This is a genomic window from Lysobacterales bacterium, assembly GCA_016721845.1.
Taxonomy (GTDB): domain Bacteria; phylum Pseudomonadota; class Gammaproteobacteria; order Xanthomonadales; family Ahniellaceae; genus JADKHK01.
This window is the reverse complement of the sequence record JADKHK010000007.1, coordinates 105036-126817: the sequence shown is the minus strand read 5'-3', so window position 1 is coordinate 126817 and position 21782 is coordinate 105036. Positions and strand designations below refer to the sequence as shown.

Annotated in this window: 23 protein-coding genes and 2 pseudogenes; 9 read left to right on the top strand and 16 right to left on the bottom strand. The window is 65.8% G+C overall.

What is annotated here, in order from left to right; all coding sequences use genetic code 11:
- Positions 1-99 precede the first annotated feature (99 nt).
- The 6 genes from IPP28_05080 to IPP28_05055 all read left to right on the top strand — a co-directional run bounded on the left by IPP28_05080 (position 100) and on the right by IPP28_05055 (position 7170).
- On the top strand, positions 100-1893 hold the full coding sequence (locus IPP28_05080; GenBank protein MBL0040419.1) for a type II/IV secretion system protein: 1794 nt from the start codon (positions 100-102) through the stop codon (positions 1891-1893).
- A gap of 128 nt (positions 1894-2021) precedes the next feature.
- Positions 2022-2696: an ABC transporter ATP-binding protein gene (locus IPP28_05075; protein MBL0040418.1), complete on the top strand. Its 675-nt coding sequence runs from the start codon at positions 2022-2024 to the stop codon at positions 2694-2696.
- The gene (locus IPP28_05070; GenBank protein ID MBL0040417.1) at positions 2683-3684 is read left to right on the top strand and encodes an HlyD family efflux transporter periplasmic adaptor subunit; all 1002 of its coding nucleotides are present in this window, start codon (positions 2683-2685) and stop codon (positions 3682-3684) included. Before IPP28_05075 ends, IPP28_05070 begins: the two co-directional genes overlap by 14 nt.
- Positions 3681-4637 carry an efflux RND transporter periplasmic adaptor subunit gene (locus IPP28_05065; protein ID MBL0040416.1) on the top strand — a complete coding sequence of 319 codons (957 nt, stop codon included), beginning with the start codon at positions 3681-3683 and terminating at the stop codon, positions 4635-4637. The genes IPP28_05070 and IPP28_05065 overlap by 4 nt, the downstream gene beginning before the upstream one ends.
- The gene (locus tag IPP28_05060) at positions 4634-5908 is read left to right on the top strand and encodes a hypothetical protein (GenBank protein ID MBL0040415.1); all 1275 of its coding nucleotides are present in this window, start codon (positions 4634-4636) and stop codon (positions 5906-5908) included. The genes IPP28_05065 and IPP28_05060 overlap by 4 nt, the downstream gene beginning before the upstream one ends.
- Positions 5905-7170, top strand: a complete 1266-nt coding sequence (locus IPP28_05055; GenBank protein ID MBL0040414.1) for an ABC transporter permease — start codon at positions 5905-5907, stop codon at positions 7168-7170. Before IPP28_05060 ends, IPP28_05055 begins: the two co-directional genes overlap by 4 nt.
- Before the next feature lie 36 nt (positions 7171-7206).
- Here the strand turns inward: IPP28_05055 and IPP28_05050 are convergent.
- From IPP28_05050 to IPP28_04995, 12 genes and pseudogenes are all read right to left on the bottom strand, one after another.
- Positions 7207-7793 (bottom strand): annotated as a pseudogene (locus IPP28_05050) (pyridoxamine 5'-phosphate oxidase family protein).
- A gap of 54 nt (positions 7794-7847) precedes the next feature.
- Positions 7848-8248: pseudogene (locus IPP28_05045) on the bottom strand (GFA family protein).
- Positions 8249-8327: 79 nt separating this feature from the next.
- Positions 8328-8525 (bottom strand): KOW motif-containing protein, encoded by a 198-nt coding sequence (locus IPP28_05040; protein ID MBL0040413.1) that lies wholly within the window; start codon positions 8523-8525, stop codon positions 8328-8330.
- Between the two features lie 82 nt (positions 8526-8607).
- Positions 8608-8979, bottom strand: a complete 372-nt coding sequence (locus IPP28_05035) for a DoxX family protein (GenBank protein ID MBL0040412.1) — start codon at positions 8977-8979, stop codon at positions 8608-8610.
- A 55-nt stretch (positions 8980-9034) separates the two neighbouring features.
- Positions 9035-9463 (bottom strand): hypothetical protein, encoded by a 429-nt coding sequence (locus tag IPP28_05030; GenBank protein MBL0040411.1) that lies wholly within the window; start codon positions 9461-9463, stop codon positions 9035-9037.
- 84 nt (positions 9464-9547) lie between these two features.
- Positions 9548-9940 carry a hypothetical protein gene (locus IPP28_05025; GenBank protein MBL0040410.1) on the bottom strand — a complete coding sequence of 131 codons (393 nt, stop codon included), beginning with the start codon at positions 9938-9940 and terminating at the stop codon, positions 9548-9550.
- A 56-nt stretch (positions 9941-9996) separates the two neighbouring features.
- Complete coding sequence (locus IPP28_05020) at positions 9997-10254, bottom strand: hypothetical protein (protein MBL0040409.1); 258 nt, start codon at positions 10252-10254, stop codon at positions 9997-9999.
- 56 nt (positions 10255-10310) lie between these two features.
- Complete coding sequence (locus IPP28_05015) at positions 10311-10727, bottom strand: SRPBCC family protein (protein ID MBL0040408.1); 417 nt, start codon at positions 10725-10727, stop codon at positions 10311-10313.
- Positions 10728-10819: 92 nt separating this feature from the next.
- Complete coding sequence (locus IPP28_05010) at positions 10820-11545, bottom strand: hypothetical protein (GenBank protein MBL0040407.1); 726 nt, start codon at positions 11543-11545, stop codon at positions 10820-10822.
- Positions 11542-11955, bottom strand: a complete 414-nt coding sequence (locus tag IPP28_05005; GenBank protein MBL0040406.1) for a hypothetical protein — start codon at positions 11953-11955, stop codon at positions 11542-11544. The genes IPP28_05010 and IPP28_05005 overlap by 4 nt, the downstream gene beginning before the upstream one ends.
- A gap of 153 nt (positions 11956-12108) precedes the next feature.
- On the bottom strand, positions 12109-12558 hold the full coding sequence (locus IPP28_05000; protein ID MBL0040405.1) for a DUF5063 domain-containing protein: 450 nt from the start codon (positions 12556-12558) through the stop codon (positions 12109-12111).
- Between the two features lie 237 nt (positions 12559-12795).
- Entirely contained in the window at positions 12796-13050 is a 255-nt protein-coding gene (locus IPP28_04995; protein ID MBL0040404.1) for a hypothetical protein, read from the bottom strand.
- 451 nt (positions 13051-13501) lie between these two features.
- Between IPP28_04995 and IPP28_04990 the strand changes: the two genes are divergently transcribed.
- Positions 13502-14308, top strand: a complete 807-nt coding sequence (locus IPP28_04990) for an IS110 family transposase (protein MBL0040403.1) — start codon at positions 13502-13504, stop codon at positions 14306-14308.
- Positions 14309-14610: 302 nt separating this feature from the next.
- On the opposite strand, the gene IPP28_04985 is transcribed toward IPP28_04990, so the two are convergent.
- Positions 14611-15018, bottom strand: a complete 408-nt coding sequence (locus tag IPP28_04985; protein ID MBL0040402.1) for a hypothetical protein — start codon at positions 15016-15018, stop codon at positions 14611-14613.
- 244 nt (positions 15019-15262) lie between these two features.
- Between IPP28_04985 and IPP28_04980 the strand changes: the two genes are divergently transcribed.
- On the top strand, positions 15263-16291 hold the full coding sequence (locus tag IPP28_04980) for an integron integrase (protein MBL0040401.1): 1029 nt from the start codon (positions 15263-15265) through the stop codon (positions 16289-16291).
- 42 nt (positions 16292-16333) lie between these two features.
- Here IPP28_04980 and IPP28_04975 read toward each other — a convergent pair whose 3' ends face one another.
- Both IPP28_04975 and IPP28_04970 read right to left on the bottom strand, forming a co-directional pair.
- On the bottom strand, positions 16334-17089 hold the full coding sequence (locus IPP28_04975) for a glycosyltransferase family 2 protein (GenBank protein MBL0040400.1): 756 nt from the start codon (positions 17087-17089) through the stop codon (positions 16334-16336).
- A gap of 8 nt (positions 17090-17097) precedes the next feature.
- Positions 17098-17502: a hypothetical protein gene (locus IPP28_04970; GenBank protein MBL0040399.1), complete on the bottom strand. Its 405-nt coding sequence runs from the start codon at positions 17500-17502 to the stop codon at positions 17098-17100.
- Between the two features lie 115 nt (positions 17503-17617).
- Here IPP28_04970 and IPP28_04965 point away from each other — a divergent pair, with 115 nt between their 5' ends.
- Positions 17618-20536 carry a M20/M25/M40 family metallo-hydrolase gene (locus tag IPP28_04965; GenBank protein MBL0040398.1) on the top strand — a complete coding sequence of 973 codons (2919 nt, stop codon included), beginning with the start codon at positions 17618-17620 and terminating at the stop codon, positions 20534-20536.
- Here IPP28_04965 and IPP28_04960 read toward each other — a convergent pair whose 3' ends face one another.
- Positions 20537-21775, bottom strand: a complete 1239-nt coding sequence (locus tag IPP28_04960) for a TCR/Tet family MFS transporter (GenBank protein MBL0040397.1) — start codon at positions 21773-21775, stop codon at positions 20537-20539. It lies immediately after the preceding gene.
- Positions 21776-21782: the final 7 nt, after the last annotated feature.

Here is a 21782-nt window from a genome sequence, read left to right as displayed (position 1 = left end):
CGGTCTGGGGCGAAAAGCGCCGTAGTATAGCCGCGGCGCAGGCTGCGCCCGGCGGAAAATCCAGCGATGAGCAAGCACGAATCTCCCAAGTCGGAGCCCATGGAAGGCCGCGCGGCGTTCACGACGAGCAGGTTTTCGGAAGGCAAGCGCGTCGAACTGGACGAAGTGCTGGCGGCGCTGATCGTCGACCAGTTGGTGACCGGCGAAGCGGCGAAGACCATCCGCATCGGCAAGGGCCTGAGTCGCGGCGAGCTGCATCCGCTGATCCTGATCGCGAACGCCAAGCTGCCCGACCCGCGCGAGCCCGGTCGCTACCTGACGCTGGAAGCGCTGACCGAATGGCTGGCGCACAAGGCCGGCCTGCCCTACCTGCGGATCGATCCGACCAAGATCGACATCGCCCGTGTCGGCGAAGTGGTCGCCCCGAGTTATGCCACGCGTTATCGCATCCTGCCGGTCGACGTCAGCGCCGATGCCCTGACGATCGCCACCAGCGAACCCTTCGACGCGCGCTGGCTACCCGATCTCGAACGCCTGCTGCGGCGCAAGGTGAGCCGCGTCGTCGCGAACCCGCTCGACGTGAACCGCTTCCTGATGGAATTCGCGGGCATTTCGCGCAGCGTGCGCAAGGCGCGGGACGGCAACGAGACGGCCGACCCGCGCGGCATGCCGAACTTCGAGATGCTGGTCGAACTCGGCAAGTCCGGCGAACTCGGTGCCGAGGACTCGCATGTCGTGCGCATCGTCGACTGGCTGCTGCAGTACGCCTACGAGCAGCGCGCCAGCGACATCCACCTGGAACCGCGGCGCGAGATGAGCGCAGTCCGCTTTCGCATCGACGGCGTGCTGCACAAGGTCTACGAACTGCCGACGCCAGTGATGGCTGCGGTGGTATCGCGCATCAAGATCCTCGGGCGCATGGACATCGCCGAGCGCCGGCGCCCGCAGGATGGCCGCATCAAGACCCGCTCGCCAGGCGGCCGCGAAGTCGAAATGCGCATCTCGACGATGCCGACCGCATTCGGCGAGAAAGTGGTGATGCGCATCTTCGACCCGGACGTGGTCGTCAAGAATTTCTCGGAGCTCGGCTTCAACCCGCGCGACGAAGCGCAGTGGCGCGAGATGATCGAACGCCCGCACGGCATCGTGCTGGTCACCGGCCCCACCGGTTCCGGCAAGACCACGACCCTGTATTCGACGCTCAAGCATCTGGCGACGCCCGCGATCAATGTCTGCACGATCGAGGATCCGATCGAGATGATCGCGCCCGCGTTCAACCAGATGCAGGTGCAGAACTCGATCGACCTGACCTTCGCCGCCGGCGTGCGCACGCTGCTGCGGCAGGACCCGGACATCATCATGGTCGGCGAAATCCGCGACCTCGAGACCGCCGAAATGGCGGTGCAGGCCGCGCTGACCGGGCATCTGGTGCTGAGCACCCTGCACACCAACGATTCGCCGAGCGCGGTCACCCGCCTGCTCGATCTCGGCGTCCCGCATTATCTGATCCAGAGCACGGTGAACGGCATCGTCGCGCAGCGCCTGGCGCGCACGCTGTGTCCGCGCTGCAAGACGCCGGTGGCGGTCGACCCGGGGGCATGGCAGGCGCTGACCCGCGGTTTCGACGTGCCTTTGCCGACGCATGCGCGCACCGCCAAGGGTTGCGACGATTGTCGCCACACCGGCTACTACGGTCGCACCGCGGTCTACGAGATGCTGACGATGACGCCGAAGCTGCGCCGCGAGATCCGCGCCGACATCGACCTCCCCGCCTTCGGCGAATCCTGCCTGCGCGACGGCTTGCGCCCGCTGCGCATGGCTGGCGCCGAATTGATCGCGCGCGGCATGACCACGGTGAAGGAAGTGGTGTCGGTCTTGCCCACCATCGATTAGCCCGCACCCGCCCCGATGCACCAACGCCCCATCCCGTCGCATGACCTCTGGCGGTTCCGGCGTTGCAGCCGTTGCGGAACCTTTCCGCGTCCCCATGGTCTGTAGCCATTCGCTACAGGGAAGTCGCAGTGATCCAGGTCGAACACATCTCCCGTACCTATGACATGCACGGCGCCGAAGTGCGGGCGCTCGACGATGTCTCCCTGCACGTCGACGCCGGCGAATTCGTCGCCATCACGGGACCCTCGGGATCGGGGAAATCGACCCTGCTGAACGTGCTCGGCTGTCTCGACAAGCCCGACTCGGGCTCGTATGTGCTGGATGGACAGGAAGTCTCGCGCCTCGACGACGAGGCCATCAGCACCGTGCGCAACCGCAAGATCGGCTTCATCTTCCAGAGCTTCCACCTGCTGCCGCGCTTGACGGTGCTGGAGAACGTCCTGCTGCCGCTGCGCTTCACGCGGGAGCCGAAGCCGGACGTGAGTGCGCGCGCACGCGACCTGCTGGCGCGCGTCGGCCTGGCCGACCGCATGGATCATCGCCCGACCCAGCTCTCCGGCGGCCAGATGCAGCGTGCGGCGATTGCCCGTTCGCTGATCCTGAGCCCGGCCCTGCTGCTCGCCGACGAGCCCACCGGCAACCTCGATTCAAAGAGCGCGGCCGACGTACTCGGCCTGATCGAGGAACTGCATGCCCAGGGCCAGACCATCGTCCTGGTCACCCACGACAACGACATCGCCGCACGTGTGCCGCGCCATGTGCGCCTGCGCGACGGCCTGGTGGAATCCGATGCGAAACGTTGAACGATGCGCTCCTGCCTTGCTGTTGTGGGTGCTGTGCTGCAGCTCGGTCTTCGCCAACCCGACGTCGCGCGTCATCCTCAGCGGCGAAGTGGTCGCGATGAATGCGCAGCCGGTGTACTGCCCGCCCTCGAACACCTCGCCGGTCGTGTTGCGCTACTACGTGTCGGAGGGGTCGGCGGTGAAGCGCGGTGATGTCGTCGTGCGCATCGATGCCGGTGCGAGCGCGGCGATGATCCAGACCCTGACCGCGCAGATCGAGCAGACCGAGGCTCGGGCGGCGCAGGAGATCGCGACCTTGACGGTCGCCGCGATCGACGCCGAGCGGGCCTGGGTCGATGCCGATGCATTGTTCCGCAAGGCCCGGGTCGATGCCGCGATTCCGAAGCAGCACCTGTCCGCGCTCGACTACGACCGCTACCAGGGTGAGCAGGTGCGCACCGAGCGCGATCTCGCCCTGCGCCTCAAGGAACGCGACGCCGCGAGCGCCGCCGTGACGCGCCGTCGTGAAGACGCACGCCTGGAGATCGACAAGTTGCATCAGGACCTGTTGTACAACCAGGCCCAGGTGGCGCTGGCGGAAGTGAAGGCCGAGGTCGACGGTGTCGTCGTGCATGGCTTCAACCCGTGGCGCGGCGATCGCTTCGACGAAGGCTCCTCGGCGTGGCCGGGCATGAAGGTCGGCGAGATCGTCGACCGCGGCCCGATGACGATCAAGGCCTATGCACTGGAAGCCGATCGTTCGGCATTGGCCGTCGGCCAGAAGGTCCACCTGCGATTCGATGCGCGCCCCGACCTGAAACTCGATGCCACCATCAGCGCGATTTCCGGTGCGCCCGCAGCGAAGATGGAAATGGGCGCCGGCCGCTATTTCACCGTGACCATTCCGTTGGAGAACTCGGCCGACCTCGGCTTGTTGCCGGCGTCGAGCGTGCGCGTCGAGTCGGTGCCGGCCGCGCCGGACGCCGCCACGAAGGGCGCCCAGTCATGAAGACGATCATCGCGACCAGCCTGCTGCTGGCGAGCCTGTCGCTGGCAGCCGCCGAACTCAGTTTCGACGGCGAGATCGCCGCTCGCGAGAGTGCCGCGATATCGCCGCCCGCGATCGATGATCTGTGGCAGCTCACCCTGACCCAGCTCGCGCCGGATGGCACGCCGGTGAAGAAGGATCAAGTCGTGGCCGCCTTCGACAGCTCGGAGGTGATGCGCAAGCTCACTGAAAAGCAGAGTGCACTGAAGGAAAAGGAGACGCAGCGCGAACGCCTGCGCCTCGAACTCGCCGAGCGCGTGCGGACCGAGGCATTGGCCACGGCGCAGGCGAAATCGAATGCCGAAAAGGCCACGCGCAAGGCCGACCAGCCGGTCGACATCGTGCGCCGCGTCGATTACCAGAAACTGGTGATCGAACGCGAACAGGCCGAGAAGCAGCTGGCGCTTGCGACGCGACGCGAACTGGCCGCCGCCGAGCAGCGCAAGCAGGAATGGCGCCTGGTCGAAGCGGAACTGACGCAGCTGCGCGGCGAAGTCGAACGCTCGCAGAAGGCGATGCAGGAACTGAACGTGAAGGCGCCGCGCGACGGCATCATCTTGCACCAGAGCAATTGGCAGGGCGAGAAATTCGATGTCGGCTCGCAGGTGTTCCGTGGCCAGTCGGTGGCGCAGATCCCGGACGTGTCGACCTTGATCGCGCGCGTCGCCGTGCCCGAAACCGAGATCCGGCGCGTCAGCGTCGGCATGCAGGCCCGGGTCATCGTCGAAGGCGGCGCTGGTCAGGCGATCGAGGGCAAGGTCAGCGAGATCGGTCGCGCCGTGCGCAGCAAGTCGCGCTCGCAACTGGTGCCGGTGGTCGATGCGGTGGTCAGCTTCGATCCCAAGGGCCAGGCGCTCAAACCAGGTCAGCCGGTCCGCGTGGTGCTGGTCGCGGCGACGGAGAAACAGCCATGAAATGGATGCGGATGTGGCCCCTGCTCGCGCTCGCCGGCTGCGGCCAGGATGCGGCGCTGGATGCGCCGGTCGAGGTCGTGCGGGCATCGGCGCTGTCGCTGCGGGTGATGGCGACCGGCGAGGTCCGTTCGGCCAAGGCCACGCCCCTGTCGGTGCCCGGCCAGGGCTGGTCGCAACGTCAGCTGGAGTGGATGGTGCCCGAGGGCTCGCAAGTGAAGCAGGGCGAGTTGATCGCGCGCTTCATCGCGCCGCAGGGCGAACTCGAATTGACCAAGGCCGAACTCGACCTGCGCCGCAACGTGCTGGCGCGCATGGGCAAGGAGATCGAACTCTCGACCGCGCAGGACAAGGTCGGCGCCGAGATCGCCAAGGTCGACGTCGATCTTGGCATCGCCGAGCGTTATGCCGGGGCCGATCTCGGCATGTTCGCGCGCAACGAGATTCTCGATGCGGTGCAGGACGCTGCCTTCCTCGGCTACAAACACGAGACGCTGGAATGGCAACAACAACAGACCGGCGTGCGCGGCGGCGCGGAACTGGCGGTGCTCGATTCGCAGCGCGCGACCTATGACCTCAATGCCCGGCGACGCCGCGAAGACGTGGCCGCGCTGGAGCTGCGCGCGCCGCATGAAGGCGTGTTCGTGTTGAACACCGACTGGGGTGGCGAGAAACCCAAGGTCGGCGCCAGCATGTGGGCCGGCCAGGAATTCGGCGCCTTGCCGGAACTGGCCGCGCTGGAAGTGCAGTTCGCGCTGACCCAGCTCGATGCCCAGGGCGTCAAGGTCGGCGCACGCGTCAAGATGCACGCGCTCGGTCGCCCAGACCAGGAATTCGCGAGCACCGTCAGCTGGGTCGCCGGCGCGGCGCAGTCGCGCAGTCGCCAGAACCCGGTGAAGTACCTGTTGATGAAAGCCGTCGTGCCGGCGGAAGCGGTGGCGAAATATCGCCTGGTGCCGGGACAGGGCATGGCCGCCGAGGTCTACACCGGCGAATCCGGCCAGGGCTTGTCGGTGCCGAACGTGGCCCTGATCGCCGAAGGCGGCAAGACCTATGTCGAGGTGCGCGCCGGCGGCAAGGTCGCGAAGCGCGAAGTGGAACTCGGCGCGCGCGGTACCGCCCGCAGCGAAGTGGTCAAGGGATTGCAGGCCGGCGACGCGGTGGTCCTGACGCCGGCTGCGAATGCCGCGGACCCCGACGCCAAGCGCTACGCCGCACCCGGCGGTGACGGTGCGCGCGGCGGCCGTGGCGGCGGCATGCGGAGGATGGGATGAGCACCTTGCTCGATCGGATCGGACAAGGCTTCGGCACCCATTGGCGCGAAGCCGTCGAGGAATTGTGGCGGCGGCGCCTGCGCACCCTGCTGACCCTGCTCGGACTGATTTTCGGCGTCGGCTCGATCGTCGCGATGCAGGGCGTCGGCGAAGGCTCGCGGCAGGAAGCCCTGAAGCTGGTCGAAGGCCTCGGACTGCGCAACCTGATCGCGAAGACCGAGTCGCCACCGGACGAAGATGCACTGCGCGAGATGCGCGCACGCAGTCTCGGCCTCACCCGCGCCGACGCCGACGCCGCGCTCGACGTGGTGCCGGGCGCCACCGGCATCGCTGCGGAAAAGGCGATCAAGACCCATTCGGTGCTCAGCGAATTCAGCAAGTCCGACGCGGTCGCGAGCGGCGTCACGCCCGGCTACTTCGCATTGTCCTCGCTGCAGGTCGCGCAGGGACGTGCGTTCGATGACAGCGATGATGATCGCCTCGCGGCGGTCGCGGTGCTGGGCCATCAGGCCGCGAAGACCCTGTTTCCGGGCCGCAGCGCGGTCGGCGAACTGGTCAAGGTCAACCACGCCTGGTTCGAGGTGATCGGCGTGCTCACGGATCGCGATCTCAGCAAGGACCAATTCGAAGGCGTGCAACTCGGCCTCGAGAGCAATCGTGTCTTCGTGCCGCTGGGGTCGGCGCTGGCGCGTCTGCGCTTCCAGCCGATGGAGGATGAGATCGACCGTTTCCTGGTGCAGCTCGACGATCCCGCGCATATCGTCGACGGCTCGAAGGTGCTGTCGGCAATGCTCGACCAGCGCCATGCCGGACAGAAGGACTACACGCTGATCGTGCCGGCCCAGCTCTACCAGCAGCACCAGGCAACGCAGCGGATCTTCCGGATCGTGATGGCCGCCATCGCCGGGGTATCGCTGCTGGTTGGCGGCATCGGCATCATGAACATCATGCTGGCGAACGTGCTGGAGCGGAAACGCGAGATCGGGCTGCTGCGCGCGCTCGGTGCGCGTCGCCGCGACGTGATCGAACAGTTCATGCGCGAGGCAGCGCTGATCTGCGGCGTCGGTGCCCTGCTCGGGCTGGTGTTCGGCGGCGTGCTCGCCTACGCCATCGCCTGGCTCGCCGGCTGGACCGTCGGCTGGGCGCCGATCCCGGTGCTCACGGCGACCCTCGTCTGCGCCCTCACCGGCCTCGCCTTCGGCGTCTATCCGGCCCGCCAGGCCGCCGACCTCGACCCGATCGCGGCCTTGCGCACCGACTGAGGCGGCGCCACCCGGCTCAGCCCTGGTGTCGTCGCTGCGATCGCGTGCCGGCAAGGCGTCGCGGAAGGCCTCGAAGGTCTTCCACGCCGGTACCGGCGGCGTGTAGTCGGCCCGGGGCGCATAGGCCGAGTACTCGGCCAGCGGCATGGCGTGGAGATAACGCGGACAGTTCGGGAAGATCCGGGTGGCCGCGACGCGGACGATGAAGACCGATCCCGGAAAGTCCTGACGCAACGGATCGTCGGCGTGGACCGTCGCAGTGCCGTTGACGCGCAACCGCTTCGGCGTCTGGAAGTCCGGGAACAGCAGTCCGACATGCGGATTCACGCCGATGTTGCCCGGGTCCGGTACATCCCGTTGCCGTCGTAGTCGGGGAAGGCAAGCGTGCGTTCGTCGAGCACGCGCACGAAGCCGGGCAAGCCGCCCTTGCAGGAACAATCCGGATGGCCGCGCGCATCGGCCGTGGCGATGAAGAACATCGGCCGGGTCTCGATGAAGCCGCGATCCTCGGGCGTGAACGTCGCACGCACGGTGACCTGCGCCAAGCGGTCGGCCAGCGCCCGGGTCTCGCGCGCGTCCTGCAGCGCGCGCATGCCGTCGTGATACAGCGGATCATCATTCATGATCGTGTCCCCTACGCGGCGGTGCTCGCCCGAACCGTACGGCAATCGCAACGGCTACAGGTGTGCGAAGAATTCGGGCGCCTGCTGCCACTGGTCGTTGCGCCCGTCGACATAGGTGATCGGCGCTGTCGACAATTCCTCGTCGGTGATGTCGGTCAGGCAGCCGAGATTGACCCCGTACATCCGGCCGATCGGTGTCTCGGTGCCGATGCCGAACGCGCGCACGCCGCAATGACGGCAAAGTAGTGTTCGTTCTTCCTGGAGTGGAACAGGTACTTCGTCAATTCCGACTCGCCGGCCAGCAGGCGGAATCCGCCCTCGCGCGCGACCGCCGGCCAGAAGCGCGTGCGCCTGCAGATGCTGCAGTTGCAGCGATAGGTGCCTTGGGCGAGGTCGAGGTCGGCCTCGAAGCGGACCGCGCCGCAATGGCAACTGCCTTGGTAGGTCTTGAGCATGGGCCCACTCCCGATCCGATCAGGATTCATCCTTCCGACACCGGCATCCGCGCGGATGCGGGTTCGGGCCGCAGTTCGTTCACGTCGCGCCGATGATTCGCACGTTCTTCGCGAGCGTCTTGAAGCGGACGCCATCCCGCTGCACGACGGTCAGGGTGACGTGCCCGGTCTTGCTGGTGTGGATGTCGGTGACCATGCCGGACTTGCCGGCGTGTGTCCCGCCCACCACCTGGCAGCGGGCGCCATCTTTCAGGTCGGGAAACGCGGGTCCGGTCATGGGCGCTCGCAACGGGTCGACGTGCCGGCGACGATAACCGCCCGTCGCCCTCGAAGCCATCGCTCACCGGCCGACACCGCGCTCACAGGATCGGTTTCAGGACCATCCGGCCGTAGGCGATGAATGCCATGGCGAGGCCCAGCACGGCGCTGAACAGGATGGACCCGAGCTCGTGGTACTTCACGTGCACGCCGATGAACACGAGGCTCTCGATCGCCAGCAGCGCGGCCGCCAGCACCGTCAGTCGCGGCTGCCAATGGAAGGCGGCCGGAACGATCAGCCCGACCGTGCAGACGAGCTCCATGACGCCAAGAGCCATCCAGACCTCCCGCGGCAAGGCGCCGAACGACGGCACATCCGCGCTGATCTGCTCGAACATGAACACCTTCATGACCCCCGACGCGCCGTACAGCAGCGCGGCCAGCGCCTGCAGGACCCACAACAGGATGTTCATCGAGGACCTCCAGTATCGGCGCGGGCTGCGGCCGGTGTTCGGGTCCGGCGCGGACTCAGGTCGCGATCTTTCCACACGCATCGGTCACGCGCCACACGACATTGCCGGCATGGTCCCGATCCAGGAACAGGTGGTGGTTCCGATTGCGAATCGCGTCGATTGCGGCGTGGGCGGAATCGCGGTCGCGCTGATCGGCATGATCGGCATGGGCGATCAGGGCCGGCATTGCGCGTTCGTCCAGCGAATAGGCAATCAGCGCGAGCGCGTCTTCCCGGACGACCCGAGACTTGTCCGCCAACGCGAACAGGCCGATGTCCAGCACCTCGCGCGTGCAGCGCACGTAGGGCAAGATGAAGTGCAGGATGACTTTGCGTCCCTTGAACGACTTGATCTTTCGAAACGCCATCACCAACAGCGGCACCAGCGCCGCCAGACCGCCCGCCCGCTCGGCCAGCGCGTAGTGACCCTCGATGATCGGCCCCACGTCGCCCGGTCATAGGACGCGACGATGTCGTCCAAGCCCGGAAGCACGGGGCGGACCATGGGCGACGCCGGCTCGGGTGAGTGCTCAGGTGCCACTCGTGGTCACCGCCGACAGGATGCCGACTGCGGCGAGTGCGACCCAGCCCGGATGACGACCGCGGGTGCCGACAAGGACGAGGAGCGCGCCTGCCAGAAAGGCCGCCGTCGCAGCAGCAAGGATCGACCGCGACGACAACACCGCCTCGGGATGCGTCGCAAGCATCCAGAGCAAGGCCGCGAACGCCCAGGCAAGAACGGACGCCAGATGCCAGGTGGCCCAGAGAATGCGCACATGCCGCCCCTGCAGCGGCTTCGCCGGAAGCGAAGGAACGAGGGTGGATGCACGCAGGTGACGGAAGATCAGGCGCTCACCCAGCACAGAGTGAACCACGCCGGTGACGGTCGCCAGAACTGCGGCAGTGGCAAGCAAGAGCTGCATGGTCGGCCATCCTTGATATTGAAGTGCCGCTCGACGACGCGAGCGTGCTGCCTGAGTCAAGCCGCGCCGCGAAGCGGCTTCGGCTTGATTGGTTTGTCGGACCTCGCGGTGACGCCAAGCCAGCATGCCGGATTGCGCCTGTAGCGGCGGTAGCTGGCGAGGGTGAAGATCGCGCTGGTGGCAACGCCCCACAACCCGGCAAATTGAAGTGCCGCCATCTGCGAGTGTCCCTTCGCGAGCTCTGCGCCGAGAAGAACAAAGAACGCCACGGCGAACGCCAGCAGGATTCGTTTCACCCAGAATGCAGCACCCATCTTGATCTCCATTGCGTGTGCGGTCTGACGTTTGAGCTGAGCAGCGGCAGGCGCGGCTACTGCGAGGCCAACCTGCTCGAGACGTGGCGCGCGAAGCTGTCCAGGATGGCTTGCCAGCCGCCACGTTGCTGTTCTTCGGAATGGGTCTGCTCGGCATCGAAGGTGACGGTCACCGTGACGCCATCCGGGCCTTCCTTGAACTCGACTCTGCCAATGCGCTCGCCGAACGCGTACTCGATCAGCTCGAGGTGAACGATGTTCGTGTACTCGCCCGCGAAATCGAATCCGAAGGATCCGTCCTTGGCTTCCATCCGGGAAGAGAACTTGCCGCCCGGCCTGAGATCCACCGTCGACGCGGTGGTGTGCCAGTCCGGCGAGGCCGCGTTCCAGACCTTGATGTCATCGGGCGTGGTGTACGCAGCCCAGACGACGTCCAACGGAGCCGCAACGACGGTCGAGACGGTGATCTTCATGGTCACTCCTGTGTGCCAAGGGTACGTCTTGCGAGGCCTGACGCCGGAATGAAGAGGCGTCGGCTTGAATGCTGGGTGAGTGGGCAGAGGTCCTATTTCAGCTCCATCTCGACCAACTCAATCGCTTCGGTGCCGGAGTTGGTGAGTGCGCGCGTGAAGCCGGGATACTGAACTGAAAAGTCGCCAGACCGCAACGCCAAAATCTGGTCAGGCATGCCGGGAGAAATGGTGCTCAAGGTGCCGCCGCGCACGACAATGCGGATGCCCTTGCCGATCTGCGAAATTGACGCCGTAGACTGGCCTGGTTCCAAGACAAGGCGCCAAGCGCGCAGCCGAGGATTGTCCGCAATCTGCGTGTAGCGCTTCGAGTCCTCGCGCGACGAAGCGGTGCTTCCCAGAGGTTTGGCGCGGCGCAACTCGACGACGATGAACTGGGCGGCGCTCTTGTCACCGTTCACCACCCGATGAAGGCGAGGTTCGCCGCCCAGGCCGCCAAATGCGGCGTCTCCCGCGACAGGCTTCGGCACAGCAGCCATGGGCTCCCCAATTTTTTGGCTGCGGCCGCCCTGTCCGGGCTGGATCACGACGTAGAAGATGTCGCGATAGTGGGCATGAAAACCGGAATCGCCACCGGGCGGATAGAGATTGTCGAGGACCGCGAAGTCGTCGTCTGCGAAGACCAACTGATGGAAGGACGCACGTTCGACGGGCGGATAGTTTTCGCTCTTCGCCGTTTCGGCAAAGGTCGAAGACTGTGCTGCCAGACAACCGAAAAGCCCGATCGCGCGGATCAATGAAGCGAACTTGTTGGTTTTCAATGGCGTGAGAGTCTGGAGAAGAGGATGACTGCGAAAGCGATCTCGACTGCTGCGCCGACGAGCGCCGAGTACAACGCCGGCGACGACAGGTAGAAGGCTAACGCACCAGCGCCGATGAGCAGGCCGCCTAGAACCCAATAGATCGTTAGGCCGAACAGTATTGAAAAGACCAGATAGCGACTTCCGATCGTCAGCATCATGGCCGGAAAGAACCATGTCTCGTCGTGCAGATACAGGCCAAAGGCCATAAAGCAGCAGGCGATCAGCCAAATCGTGGTGGCCAGCGCCAAATGGTTGAGTGCGTTGTTCGGCTTCGCTTCCGAGGGGGCACCCAACAGCTTCTTGAGTACATTGCTGAGGGGCGAAATGAGCGCTCCACCGATCAACAAAGCCCACACGGCTTTTGGCACGCCCAATCCGAAACACACTACCGCAGACACTAGCCACACGGCGCCAGAGGCAGCGACCCCAGGTGCGCCATCCAAGTGTGTGCGTCGCATTGCGGATTGCAAATCCTGGTCCAGAGATAGCTGCATTGATTCACCCTGCGGTCTAACGACGTGTCATGCCGCCGCGCGGCGGAGGCTGGCGCTCGCCCGCGCTGAGCGCGCTTGCGCGCGAAGCGTCGGGGTGGAGCGGCTGGTTAGATGGCATTTTGTCCGGGTTCTGCGCCAACCAGCAATGCAGCGCATACATCGCGCCGACCGCGTGATGCCCCAATGGAACTGAAAATGCTGCTTCCATTCCCAGACCGCTGCGTCAGGGTGCCCCGTCTCATACAACACCAGACCCGCCTTAATGTCTCTCCAGATGTCCGCGAGATCGTCCGCAAGATCTGAGACGACAGGTTCCTCGCAAGGGACGGTTAGGGGATCGAAGCACTCGGCGTAGTAGTTGAACGGAAGTGACCCGAAGCGACGAAACACTACTTTCCATTCCTCGTCTGAAACACGCGGAGCGTCGAAGTCCTCGAAGCGCTCCGGAAGCTCGAGTGCGGCCCGGTACAGGCGCATGAGATGCCGGGAGCGCAGCGACCACCTCGCTCGATGGCTCACCAGGAGGGCTTTCAACCCCCGAACAGAATATTCGCGCGGCCGTAGCAAAGTTCTGTGTTGGGTCGTTCACGAGAAATGCCATCTAACGCCGTGTCATGCCGCCGCCGCGCGACGGTGTTTGGATGATGCGAGCAACTTCCTCGGCGGTCGGCTTGAACACATAATTAGACGCTAACGCGGCCATGCACGCGAACCTCAAGCATTGGGATAAAAGACCAGCGCACTACCCTGGCTCAGGGCCTCTTCGTAGTACCCCGAAAAGCCGCGAAAGGTGTCCGTGTTCAGCGAATCAATGTCCAGCCTCCCCGCGCGGGAAAATTCGTACTCGCCGAAGCCGTACTTCAGGCACTCGGCTCCGGCTAGGTGCATCTGGCTCTGATCGCTTTCTTGCGACAGGAAGAGCATGCATTTGTGCGTGGCGTTGAGCTCGGGATGCGAATAGTCGTACACCGGAGACCCGGTGTACTTGCCTCTGAACCCGTACACGAAGACGGTTGGCATTGGTGTCTAACGCCTGAGTTAAGCCGCGTCGCGGAGCGACGTCGGCTTGAATGATGGGATGGACTCCTCCCGGCGCGGCATCGGCATCGAAGTGCCAGTCTGAAGGTGTTGAGGCATCAGTCACCGCCGGAGGAGTCCGCCATGAAGTGTAATCCCGCTGTCGCCACCATCGCCATCGACCTCGCGAAGTCGGTGTTCCAGGTGCTCGCCGTTGATCAGGACGGCAGGGCAATCGATTCACATCGGCTGTCGCGTGCGCAGTTCATCGCGTTCTGGCAGAACCGTGCACCGGTGCGGGTGGTGATGGAAGCCTGCGGCTCGGCGCATCATTTCGGCCGCTGGCTGAGTGCGCTGGGTCATCAGGTGACGCTGCTTCCGGCGCAGTACGTGCGGCCCCTATGTGCGGCGCAGCAAGACCGACGCTGCGGATTGCCTGGCGATGATCGAAGCGGCGCGTGCCATCGACCTGAAGCCGGTGCCGATCAAGACCGAGCTGCAGCAGGTGATCCAGTTGCTGCATCGTGCGCGTCAGCAGTGGCAAGAGACGCGCACGGCACGCATCAATCTCGCGCGCGGCTTGCTGCGCGAATTCGGCATCGTGATTCCCGAAGGCGCCGAGCGTGGCCAGCAGGCGATGCGCACGGCGCTTGGTCACGAGGCACTCGATCAGCGCATGCGCGATCTGATCGCATCGCTGCTCGATGAGATTCGCGCACTCGAACAACGCGTCGTCGACGCCGATCGTGCACTCGCGTCGACAGCGAAGGACGATCGCGTGATCGCCGATCTGGAGAAGTTGCCGACCATCGGCTGGGTCACGGCAACGGCAGTGCGCGCATCGGTCGGCGACATTCATCGCTTCAAGAATGGTCGCGTGCTGTCGAGCTGGCTCGGCTTCACGCCAAAGGAGCATTCGAGCGGATCGACGCGACAACTGGGGCGCATGAGCAAGTGCGGCGACGTGTATTGCCGCACGCTGCTGATTCAAGGGCGCGTGCGGTACTCGCGGCGGCAAAACGTGCGCAGGCTGCGGGCAAGCCGCTCGATCGTTTGCGCGCCTGGGCGGTCGCGCTCGCCGAACGCCGCGGCTTCAACAAGGCGGCAGTCGGCCTTGCGAACAAAATGGTGCGCATCATCTGGGCGACGTGGCACCACGCACGCAGCTTCGATGCCGACTACGGCAAACGCTTCGATCAGGAGATCGTGATGACCAGCGCCTGATCGATACCCGCAGTCAACGCACCACACCCTTTCACCACAGAGCGGCACGTCAACGGATCGATCAGATCAACCTCATCACCAGCGGCTCGGCCGCGGTGTGGCAAGGCCGATAACTATGTCGACCCTCGAGGTCGCTTGAACGATAGGCCCCACACCTGCGGATTCCATGATGTCCCGGCGGATGATCCCGCCACTTCGAGGACGGATAGACGCTTGCACCGATCCACCCGTGATGAAGCAGAACAGGATCAATCAGGTTGACGTAGGGGAGGAGTCCATAGCACATAGTTAGATCACTCCGCGATGCTGAGGGCGCACGCTCGCCCCGTTGGGAAGATTGGCGATTTCCTTCAACACTTTTGCCGTGACCGCGAAGTGCTCGCGCACTGGCACAGGTTTGAAGTTCCATTCTTCGAACTTCCCTTCCGCGAAGACCGGCATGACGGCATAGGTATAGCACTGGCCGGATGCTGGAACCTTTCCAGCGGCGTGCAGCTTTTCAACGAGCGTCGGTAGGAACCATTCGGCGGATTTCTCGGAGCCAAGCAACTCCTGAAACTCAGCCAGCGTTTCAGACACCTTCGCAATCTCGCCGGTGCCGGTGTTGAGCCAATAGACCGCTTGCGGAACCCGCGCGGAAGAAGACATCCCCGAAGATGGAAAAGCACGGGCTCGATAGGCGACGACAGCAGCCAAGACCAAGACGACCGGAGCTCGCTAAGAGCCTCGGCATCCGGCGTGCAAGTTAGCGAGTTCCAGGAGACGGCCACGAGTGATCTAACGCCAATTCTCCGACGGAAGCGTCGGGATATGCGGTCGAGTCTGTGCCGGGTGGTAGGAGCGGGTCAAGAAATTTCGCAGTGGGAATCACGACTTGCACTGAGGTCTTGGCGCGGGACGTGGACGATGATGTGGGCATGTCCGTTGATGGAGTAGGGATATGTCTTATCGCGACCGTGGCGTCGGGATAACGGGTGCGTCGGCGATGTCCGCAGCGGGCGGTGGCGGGTCGGCGCCGCGCTTGCTGGACCAGGTGCGCGATCGCATTCGCGTGAAGCACTACAGCCTGAAGACCGAGGCGGCGTATTGCGGCTGGATCCGCCGCTTCATCCTCGCGAACGGCAAGCGCCACCCGCGCGAGATGGGCGGACCCGAGGTCGAGGCGTTTCTTTCGCGGCTCGCGGTCGAGGGTGATGTCGCGGCGTCCACGCAGAACCAGGCCTTGGCGGCCTTGCTGTTCCTGTATCGCGAGGTGCTGGGCGTGCAATTGCCGTGGATGGAATCGGTGGTGCGCGCGAAACGGCCGGCGCGACTGCCGGTGGTGATGAGTGTCGGCGAAGTGCGGCGCGTGCTCGCCGCGCTGGAACCGGCCTATGCGGCGATGATCCGCCTGCTTTACGGCACCGGCATGCGCGTCAGCGAATGCGTGCGCCTGCGCGTGAAGGACATCGACTTCGAGCGCGGCCACATCGTCGTGCGCGACGGCAAGGGCGCGAAGGACCGCATGACGATGCTGCCGCAACAGTTGCGCGAACCGCTGCGAGATGCGGTCGCACGCGCGCTCGCCACGCATGCCGCGGACCTGCGCGACGGCCGTGGCGCGGTGTTCCTGCCGCATGCGCTGGCGCGCAAGTACCCGAACGCGGCACAGGAAACCGGGTGGCAATACGTGTTCCCGGCGGCCTCGCGCAGCATCGACCCGCGCCTGGGCATCGAGCGCCGTCATCATCTCGATCCCGACCTGCTGCAACGCGCCTTCAAGCGCGCCCTGAACAAGGCCGGCATCGATCGTGGCGCCAGTTGCCACACCTTGCGCCACTGCTTCGCCACGCACCTGCTCGAATCCGGTGCCGACATCCGCACCGTGCAGGAACTGCTCGGACACAGCGACCTCGCGACGACGCAGATCTACACGCATGTGCTGAACCGTGGCCCGGCGGGACTGCTGAGCCCGCTCGACCGCGGGTGATGCGATGGATCGCGCGACGGCGCCCGCGACCTTGCCCGTGCCCTATCGCGAACGTGCCCACAGTCGCGCGTATTTTGCGTGGGTGTAGCCGGCGTAAGCGAGATGGAACACCGCGCCTTCGCGACCATCGAGAAAACCGCCGCGCAGCAGATAGTTCTTCAGCAGATAGAACAAAGGGTGCGTGTACAGGTCGAGGAAGCCGGCGCGTTTGCCGAGTGCGGCGCGACCTTCGGCCCAGAGCGCGGCGTAACGCGCGAGCTTGCGGTAGTGCTCGTCGAGATCGCGCACCGGCACGTGTTCGAAACGGACATCGAGGCTGTCGCTGCGACGGCCGTCGAGATCGAGGCGCTCATGCACCGTGTCCGGGCGATAACGCAGCTCACTTCGGAACAGGCGCGGCAACCATTCGCGGCCCCAGCCGCCATGGCGTAGCGGACGTCCGAGGAAGATCGTGCGGCGCGGCAGTTCCCAAGCGTCAGCCGCGGCGATGCGGTCGCTGCGCAGGAACGCATCGAGCTGCGCGAGCGCGTCGGGCTCGAACCATTCGTCGGCATCGAGCAGCAACACCCAGTCGGTGCGCGCCTGCGCGATCGCGGCATTCTTCTGGCCGGCGAAGCCGAGCCAGTCCTGATGCAGGACCTCGGCACCCGCCGCGCGCGCGACTGCAGCCGTGTCATCGCTCGATCCGGAATCGAGCACGACCACGCGCGTGCACACCTGCAGCAGCGACGCGATGCAGCGACCGATGCGATCGGCTTCATTGAGGGCGATGACGACCCCGGTGACGGGCAGGCGCACGGATGAATTCATCGCGGCCGGTACTCGCGCATCTGCGGGTACAGCGGCGTCAGCGTGGCGATGGTGCAGGTCTGCGGGGTGATGTCGTAGGTCGTGTCGAAATCCTCGTAGCTGCGCGCGCGCCAGAGCCGCCCCTCGGGATCGATCACCAGCGAATGTCCGACACCACCCCGGAACACGTGCGATGCATCGGTGCCGCGGTAGTACTCGCAGGTCCACGGACGCTCCGGATGATGCGCGGCGACCCAGGCCGCGATCTCGTGCACGCGCTGCGCGAAGACGTCGGCGCGCAGGGCCGGCGGAAGCCCCAGCACTTCGGCGATCGCCTCGCCCAGCGGCCGTTCGCCCGGCGGAATCGACACACCCGACTGCAGCTGCGCGCACAGCTCGACGGCGTCCGTTGGGATCGTCATGGGTTCGTTCATCGCGGCAGCATCGACGCAGGATTGATCGATGTCAACGCGGGCCGATGCCGGCATTGCCGTGGCGCTGCTAGGCTGAATGTCGATCTTGAACCGGATGCATCCCATGCCCATGCCCCGCCTGTTGCCGCTCGCCGCGGCCGTCGCCCTCGCCGCTTCCGCCACGCACGCCAAGCCGCTGCCGGCCGATCCCGAAGCCTGCTTCCGCGAGGTCACCGCGGTACTCGCCGATGACGCGATGGAAGGCCGCGGAACCGGCACGAAAGGAAACGACAAGGCCGCGCTCGCGATCGCCGAGTGGATGGACGCGCTCGGCCTGGCGGCGCCGACGCAAGGTCGAATGCAGGCGTTCGAGGCGAATACCGGCATCCGCGTCGGCGAACACAACGCGTTGAAGGACGCCGTTTACGCGCAGGACTGGATTCCGCTCGGGTTCTCGAAGTCCGCGGAATTCTCGGGCGAACTGGTGTTCGCGGGTTACGGCATCCGCGCCAAGGATCTGGATTACGACGATTACGCCGGACTCGACGTCAAAGGCAAAGCCGTGCTCGCGCTCCGCTACGAGCCGGGCGAAGCGGACGAGAAGTCGCCGTTCGAGGGCAAGAAGCCGACCCGCTATTCCGATCTGCGCAGCAAGGCCATCCAGGCACGCGAGGCCGGTGCCATCGCGCTGTTGCTGGTCGCACCGCCGCAATCGCCGGACGAGCCCGACAAGTTGCCGCCGCTGAAGACCATGGGCCCGCTGTCCGACGCCGGCATCCCGGTGCTGCAGGTCACGCGCGCCCAGGCCGACCGCTGGCTGCTCGCGAGCGGCACCACGCTCGCGAAGGCGCAGGCCGCGATCGATGCGACCTACCAGCCGGCCTCGTTCGCGCTGAAGGACGCGCGCGCCGAAGGCCGCGTCGACTTGCATCCGGTGATCGCGAAGACGCAGAACGTGGTCGGCGTGTTGCCCGGCCGCGGTGCGCTGGCCGACGAATATGTCGTCGTCGGTGCGCACTTCGATCACCTCGGCTGGGGCGGCCAGGGCAGCTTCAAGCCCGACGTGCGCGCCATCCACAACGGCGCCGACGACAATGCGTCCGGCGTGGCCGGCATGCTGTGCGCGGCGAAGCTGCTCGGCGAACGCGATGGCGAGCCGATGGAGCGGCGTTCGCTGATGTTCGTCGGCTTCTCGGCCGAGGAGATTGGTCTTGGCGGCAGCGCCTGGTTCGTCGAGCACCTGCCGAGCGGGAAGATCGGCGACGTCGCCGCGATGATCAACCTCGACATGGTCGGACGCATGAACGAGCACAAGCTCAATGTGCTCGGCGCCGACAGTTCGACCGCCTGGGACGCGATCGTCGCAGCTGCGAACAAGGCTGCACCGTCGGTGAAGATCACGGCCGGCGGCGACGGTTACGGTCCGAGCGATCATTCGAGTTTCTACGCCGCCGGCGTGCCGGTGGTGCACCTGTTCACCGGCGCGCACGAGCAGTACCACTCGCCCGAGGACGATGCCGCGTTGTTGAACATCGCCGGCGGCGCCGATGTCGCGCGCATCACCGCCGCGCTGGCGGACGGCGTGCGCCGCGGGCCTCGTCCGGACTACGTGCGCACCAGCGCGGCGTCGCCGACCACAGGCGACAGCCGCGGCTACGGCGCCTACTTCGGTTCGGTGCCGGACTATTCGGCGATGGAAGCGACGACCGGCGGCGTCAAGCTCAGCGACGTGCGTCCGAACAGCCCGGCCGAAAAGGGCGGATTGAAAAAGGGCGACGTGATCGTCGGCATGGCCGGCATCACGATCAACAACCTGTACGACATGACCTTCGTGCTGCGCGAGCACAAGCCCGGCGACACCATCGACGTGATCGTGAAGCGCGACGGCGCCGAGGTGACGTTGCGCGCGACGTTGTCGCAGCGCCCGGGCGAAGCGGCCCCGGCCGCGCATCCGCCCACCGGCGCGGCATCGGACCCGAAGGCCGCACCGACCAGCGTCGCGCACGCCAGCTTCGACGTCGGGACCGAGCTGCGCCATCTGCAACTCTGGGAACCGCAGGCCGGCAAGGCGGTGCCGGAACTGATGCGCAAGGACGAACCGCATCTGGCCGAACTGCGTCGCCTGACCTTCGGCGGCGACAACGCCGAAGCCTACTGGTCGCCGGACGGGCGCAAGCTCAGCTTCCAGCGCACGCCACCGGGCGGCGACTGCGACGCGCAATACGTGCTCGATCTCGACAACGGCAAGGCAGAACTGGTGTCCAGCGGCAAAGGCCGCACCACCTGCGGCTACTTCGATTTTCCGGAGGGCGACTCGCTGATCTACGCGACCACCGAAGCAGCCGCGCCGACCTGCCCGGCGAAACCGGATTATTCGCAGGGCTATGTCTGGGCGATCTACGACAGCTTCGACATCGTGCGCCGCGATGCCGGCGGAAGAACGATGCCGATCATCGCCGGCCCTGGCTACGACGCCGAAGCCACCCAGTGCTTCAAGGATGGCCGCATCCTGTTCACCAGCACCCGCAATGGCGACCTCGATCTCTACGTCGCCAATCGCGACGGCGGCGACGTGACGCAGCTGACGAATCTGCCCGGCTACGACGGCGGCGCTTTCTTCACGCCGGACTGTTCGAAGATCATCTGGCGTGCGTCGCGACCCGTGGGTGATGCCCAGGTCGACTACCAGCGTCTGTTGAAGCAAAACCTCGTGCGCCCGAGCCAGCTCGAGATCTTCGTGATGGACGCCGACGGTTCGAACGTGAAACAACTGACGCGACACGGCGTCGGCAGTTTCGCGCCCTATCCGACGCCGGACGGACGCGGTGTCGTCTACGCCACCAACATCGGCGCTGACGCGCGCGAGTTCGACATCCGCTACGTCGGCTTCGACGGCCGCGAAGAACGCATCACGACGGCGCCGAGCTTCGACGGCTTCCCGATGTTCTCGCCGGACGGCAAGTGGCTGGTGTTTGCGAGCAACCGCGCAAACCAGGCAGGCGCCCGCGACACCGACCTCTATATCGCGCGCTGGGTGCCGTGATCAGGGCAAGGCGGGGACGGGCCGCGTCACTCGCCACGCGACGGCCATCGCCAGCAGCAACAACAGCGAGGCCATCAGCATCGGCGCGCCCGGCAGATGCAGGCCGCGCTGCGGACCGATGAAGGCGGCAAAGGTCTGCGTGAACAGGCCGGGGCCGATCATGCCGGCGACGCCCATCAGGCTCGACAGGCCGCCTTGCAGGCGACCTTGTTCATGCGGTTCGAGGTGCGCCGTCATCAAGGACTGCCCGGCCGGTCCGGCCAGACCCCAGAACGCCATCACCGGGATGCCGGCGAGCATCCAGTAACCGCTGGGCGCGATGCCGTAGATCAGGAATCCGGCGACACCGAAGGCCAGGCCGATGACCATGGCCCGGCGTTCGCCGAGCAGCGGCACCAGGCGGCGTGTCAGTCCCGCCTGGACGATGGCCGACGCGATGCCGACCAAGCCGAGCGCGATGCCGACTTCCGTCGGGCCCCAGTGATAGCGATAGGCGGTGTACAGCACGAAGGTGCTCGGCAACACGTAGTGCGCGAGGCTGGACAGGAAATGCACGCTGGCCAGCGGCAGCAACTGGTCGTGGTTCTTCAGCCACAGCAGCGCGCCGAGCGGATTGGCAGTCTTCCAGACGAAGCGCGGCGTGCGCTTTTCCGGCGGCAGCGATTCCGGCAGCACGAACCAGCCGTAGCAGAAGTTCGCGAGGCTCATGCCCGCTGCGACCCAGAACGGCAGGCGCGGATCGATGCCGCCGAGCACGCCGCCCAGCGCCGGCCCGATCACGAAACCGATACCGAAGGCGGCACCGATCATGCCGAAGGCCCCGGCGCGTTTTTCCGCCGGCGTGACATCGGCGATGTAGGCACCGGCGGTGGTGATGCTGGCCGCGGTGATGCCCGAGATCGCGCGTCCGACGAACAGCCAGGACAGCGCCGGCGCCAGCGCCATGAAGATGTAGTCGAGCCCCAGCCCGAGGTTCGACAGCAGCACCACCGGGCGCCGCCCGAAGCGGTCGGACAGGGTGCCGAGCACCGGCGAGAACAGGAACTGCATCGCCGCCCAGAGCATGCCGGCGAAGCCGTAGTAGCGCGCCGCCAGCGCGGTGTCGTTGCCGAGGAAATGCTCGAACAGGTGCGGCAGCACCGGAATGATCATGCCGAGCGCGAGGATGTCCAGCGCCACGGTGATGAAGATGAAGATGAGCGCGGCCTTGCGCACCGGCGCCGGGGCGGATTCGGTCATGGATACC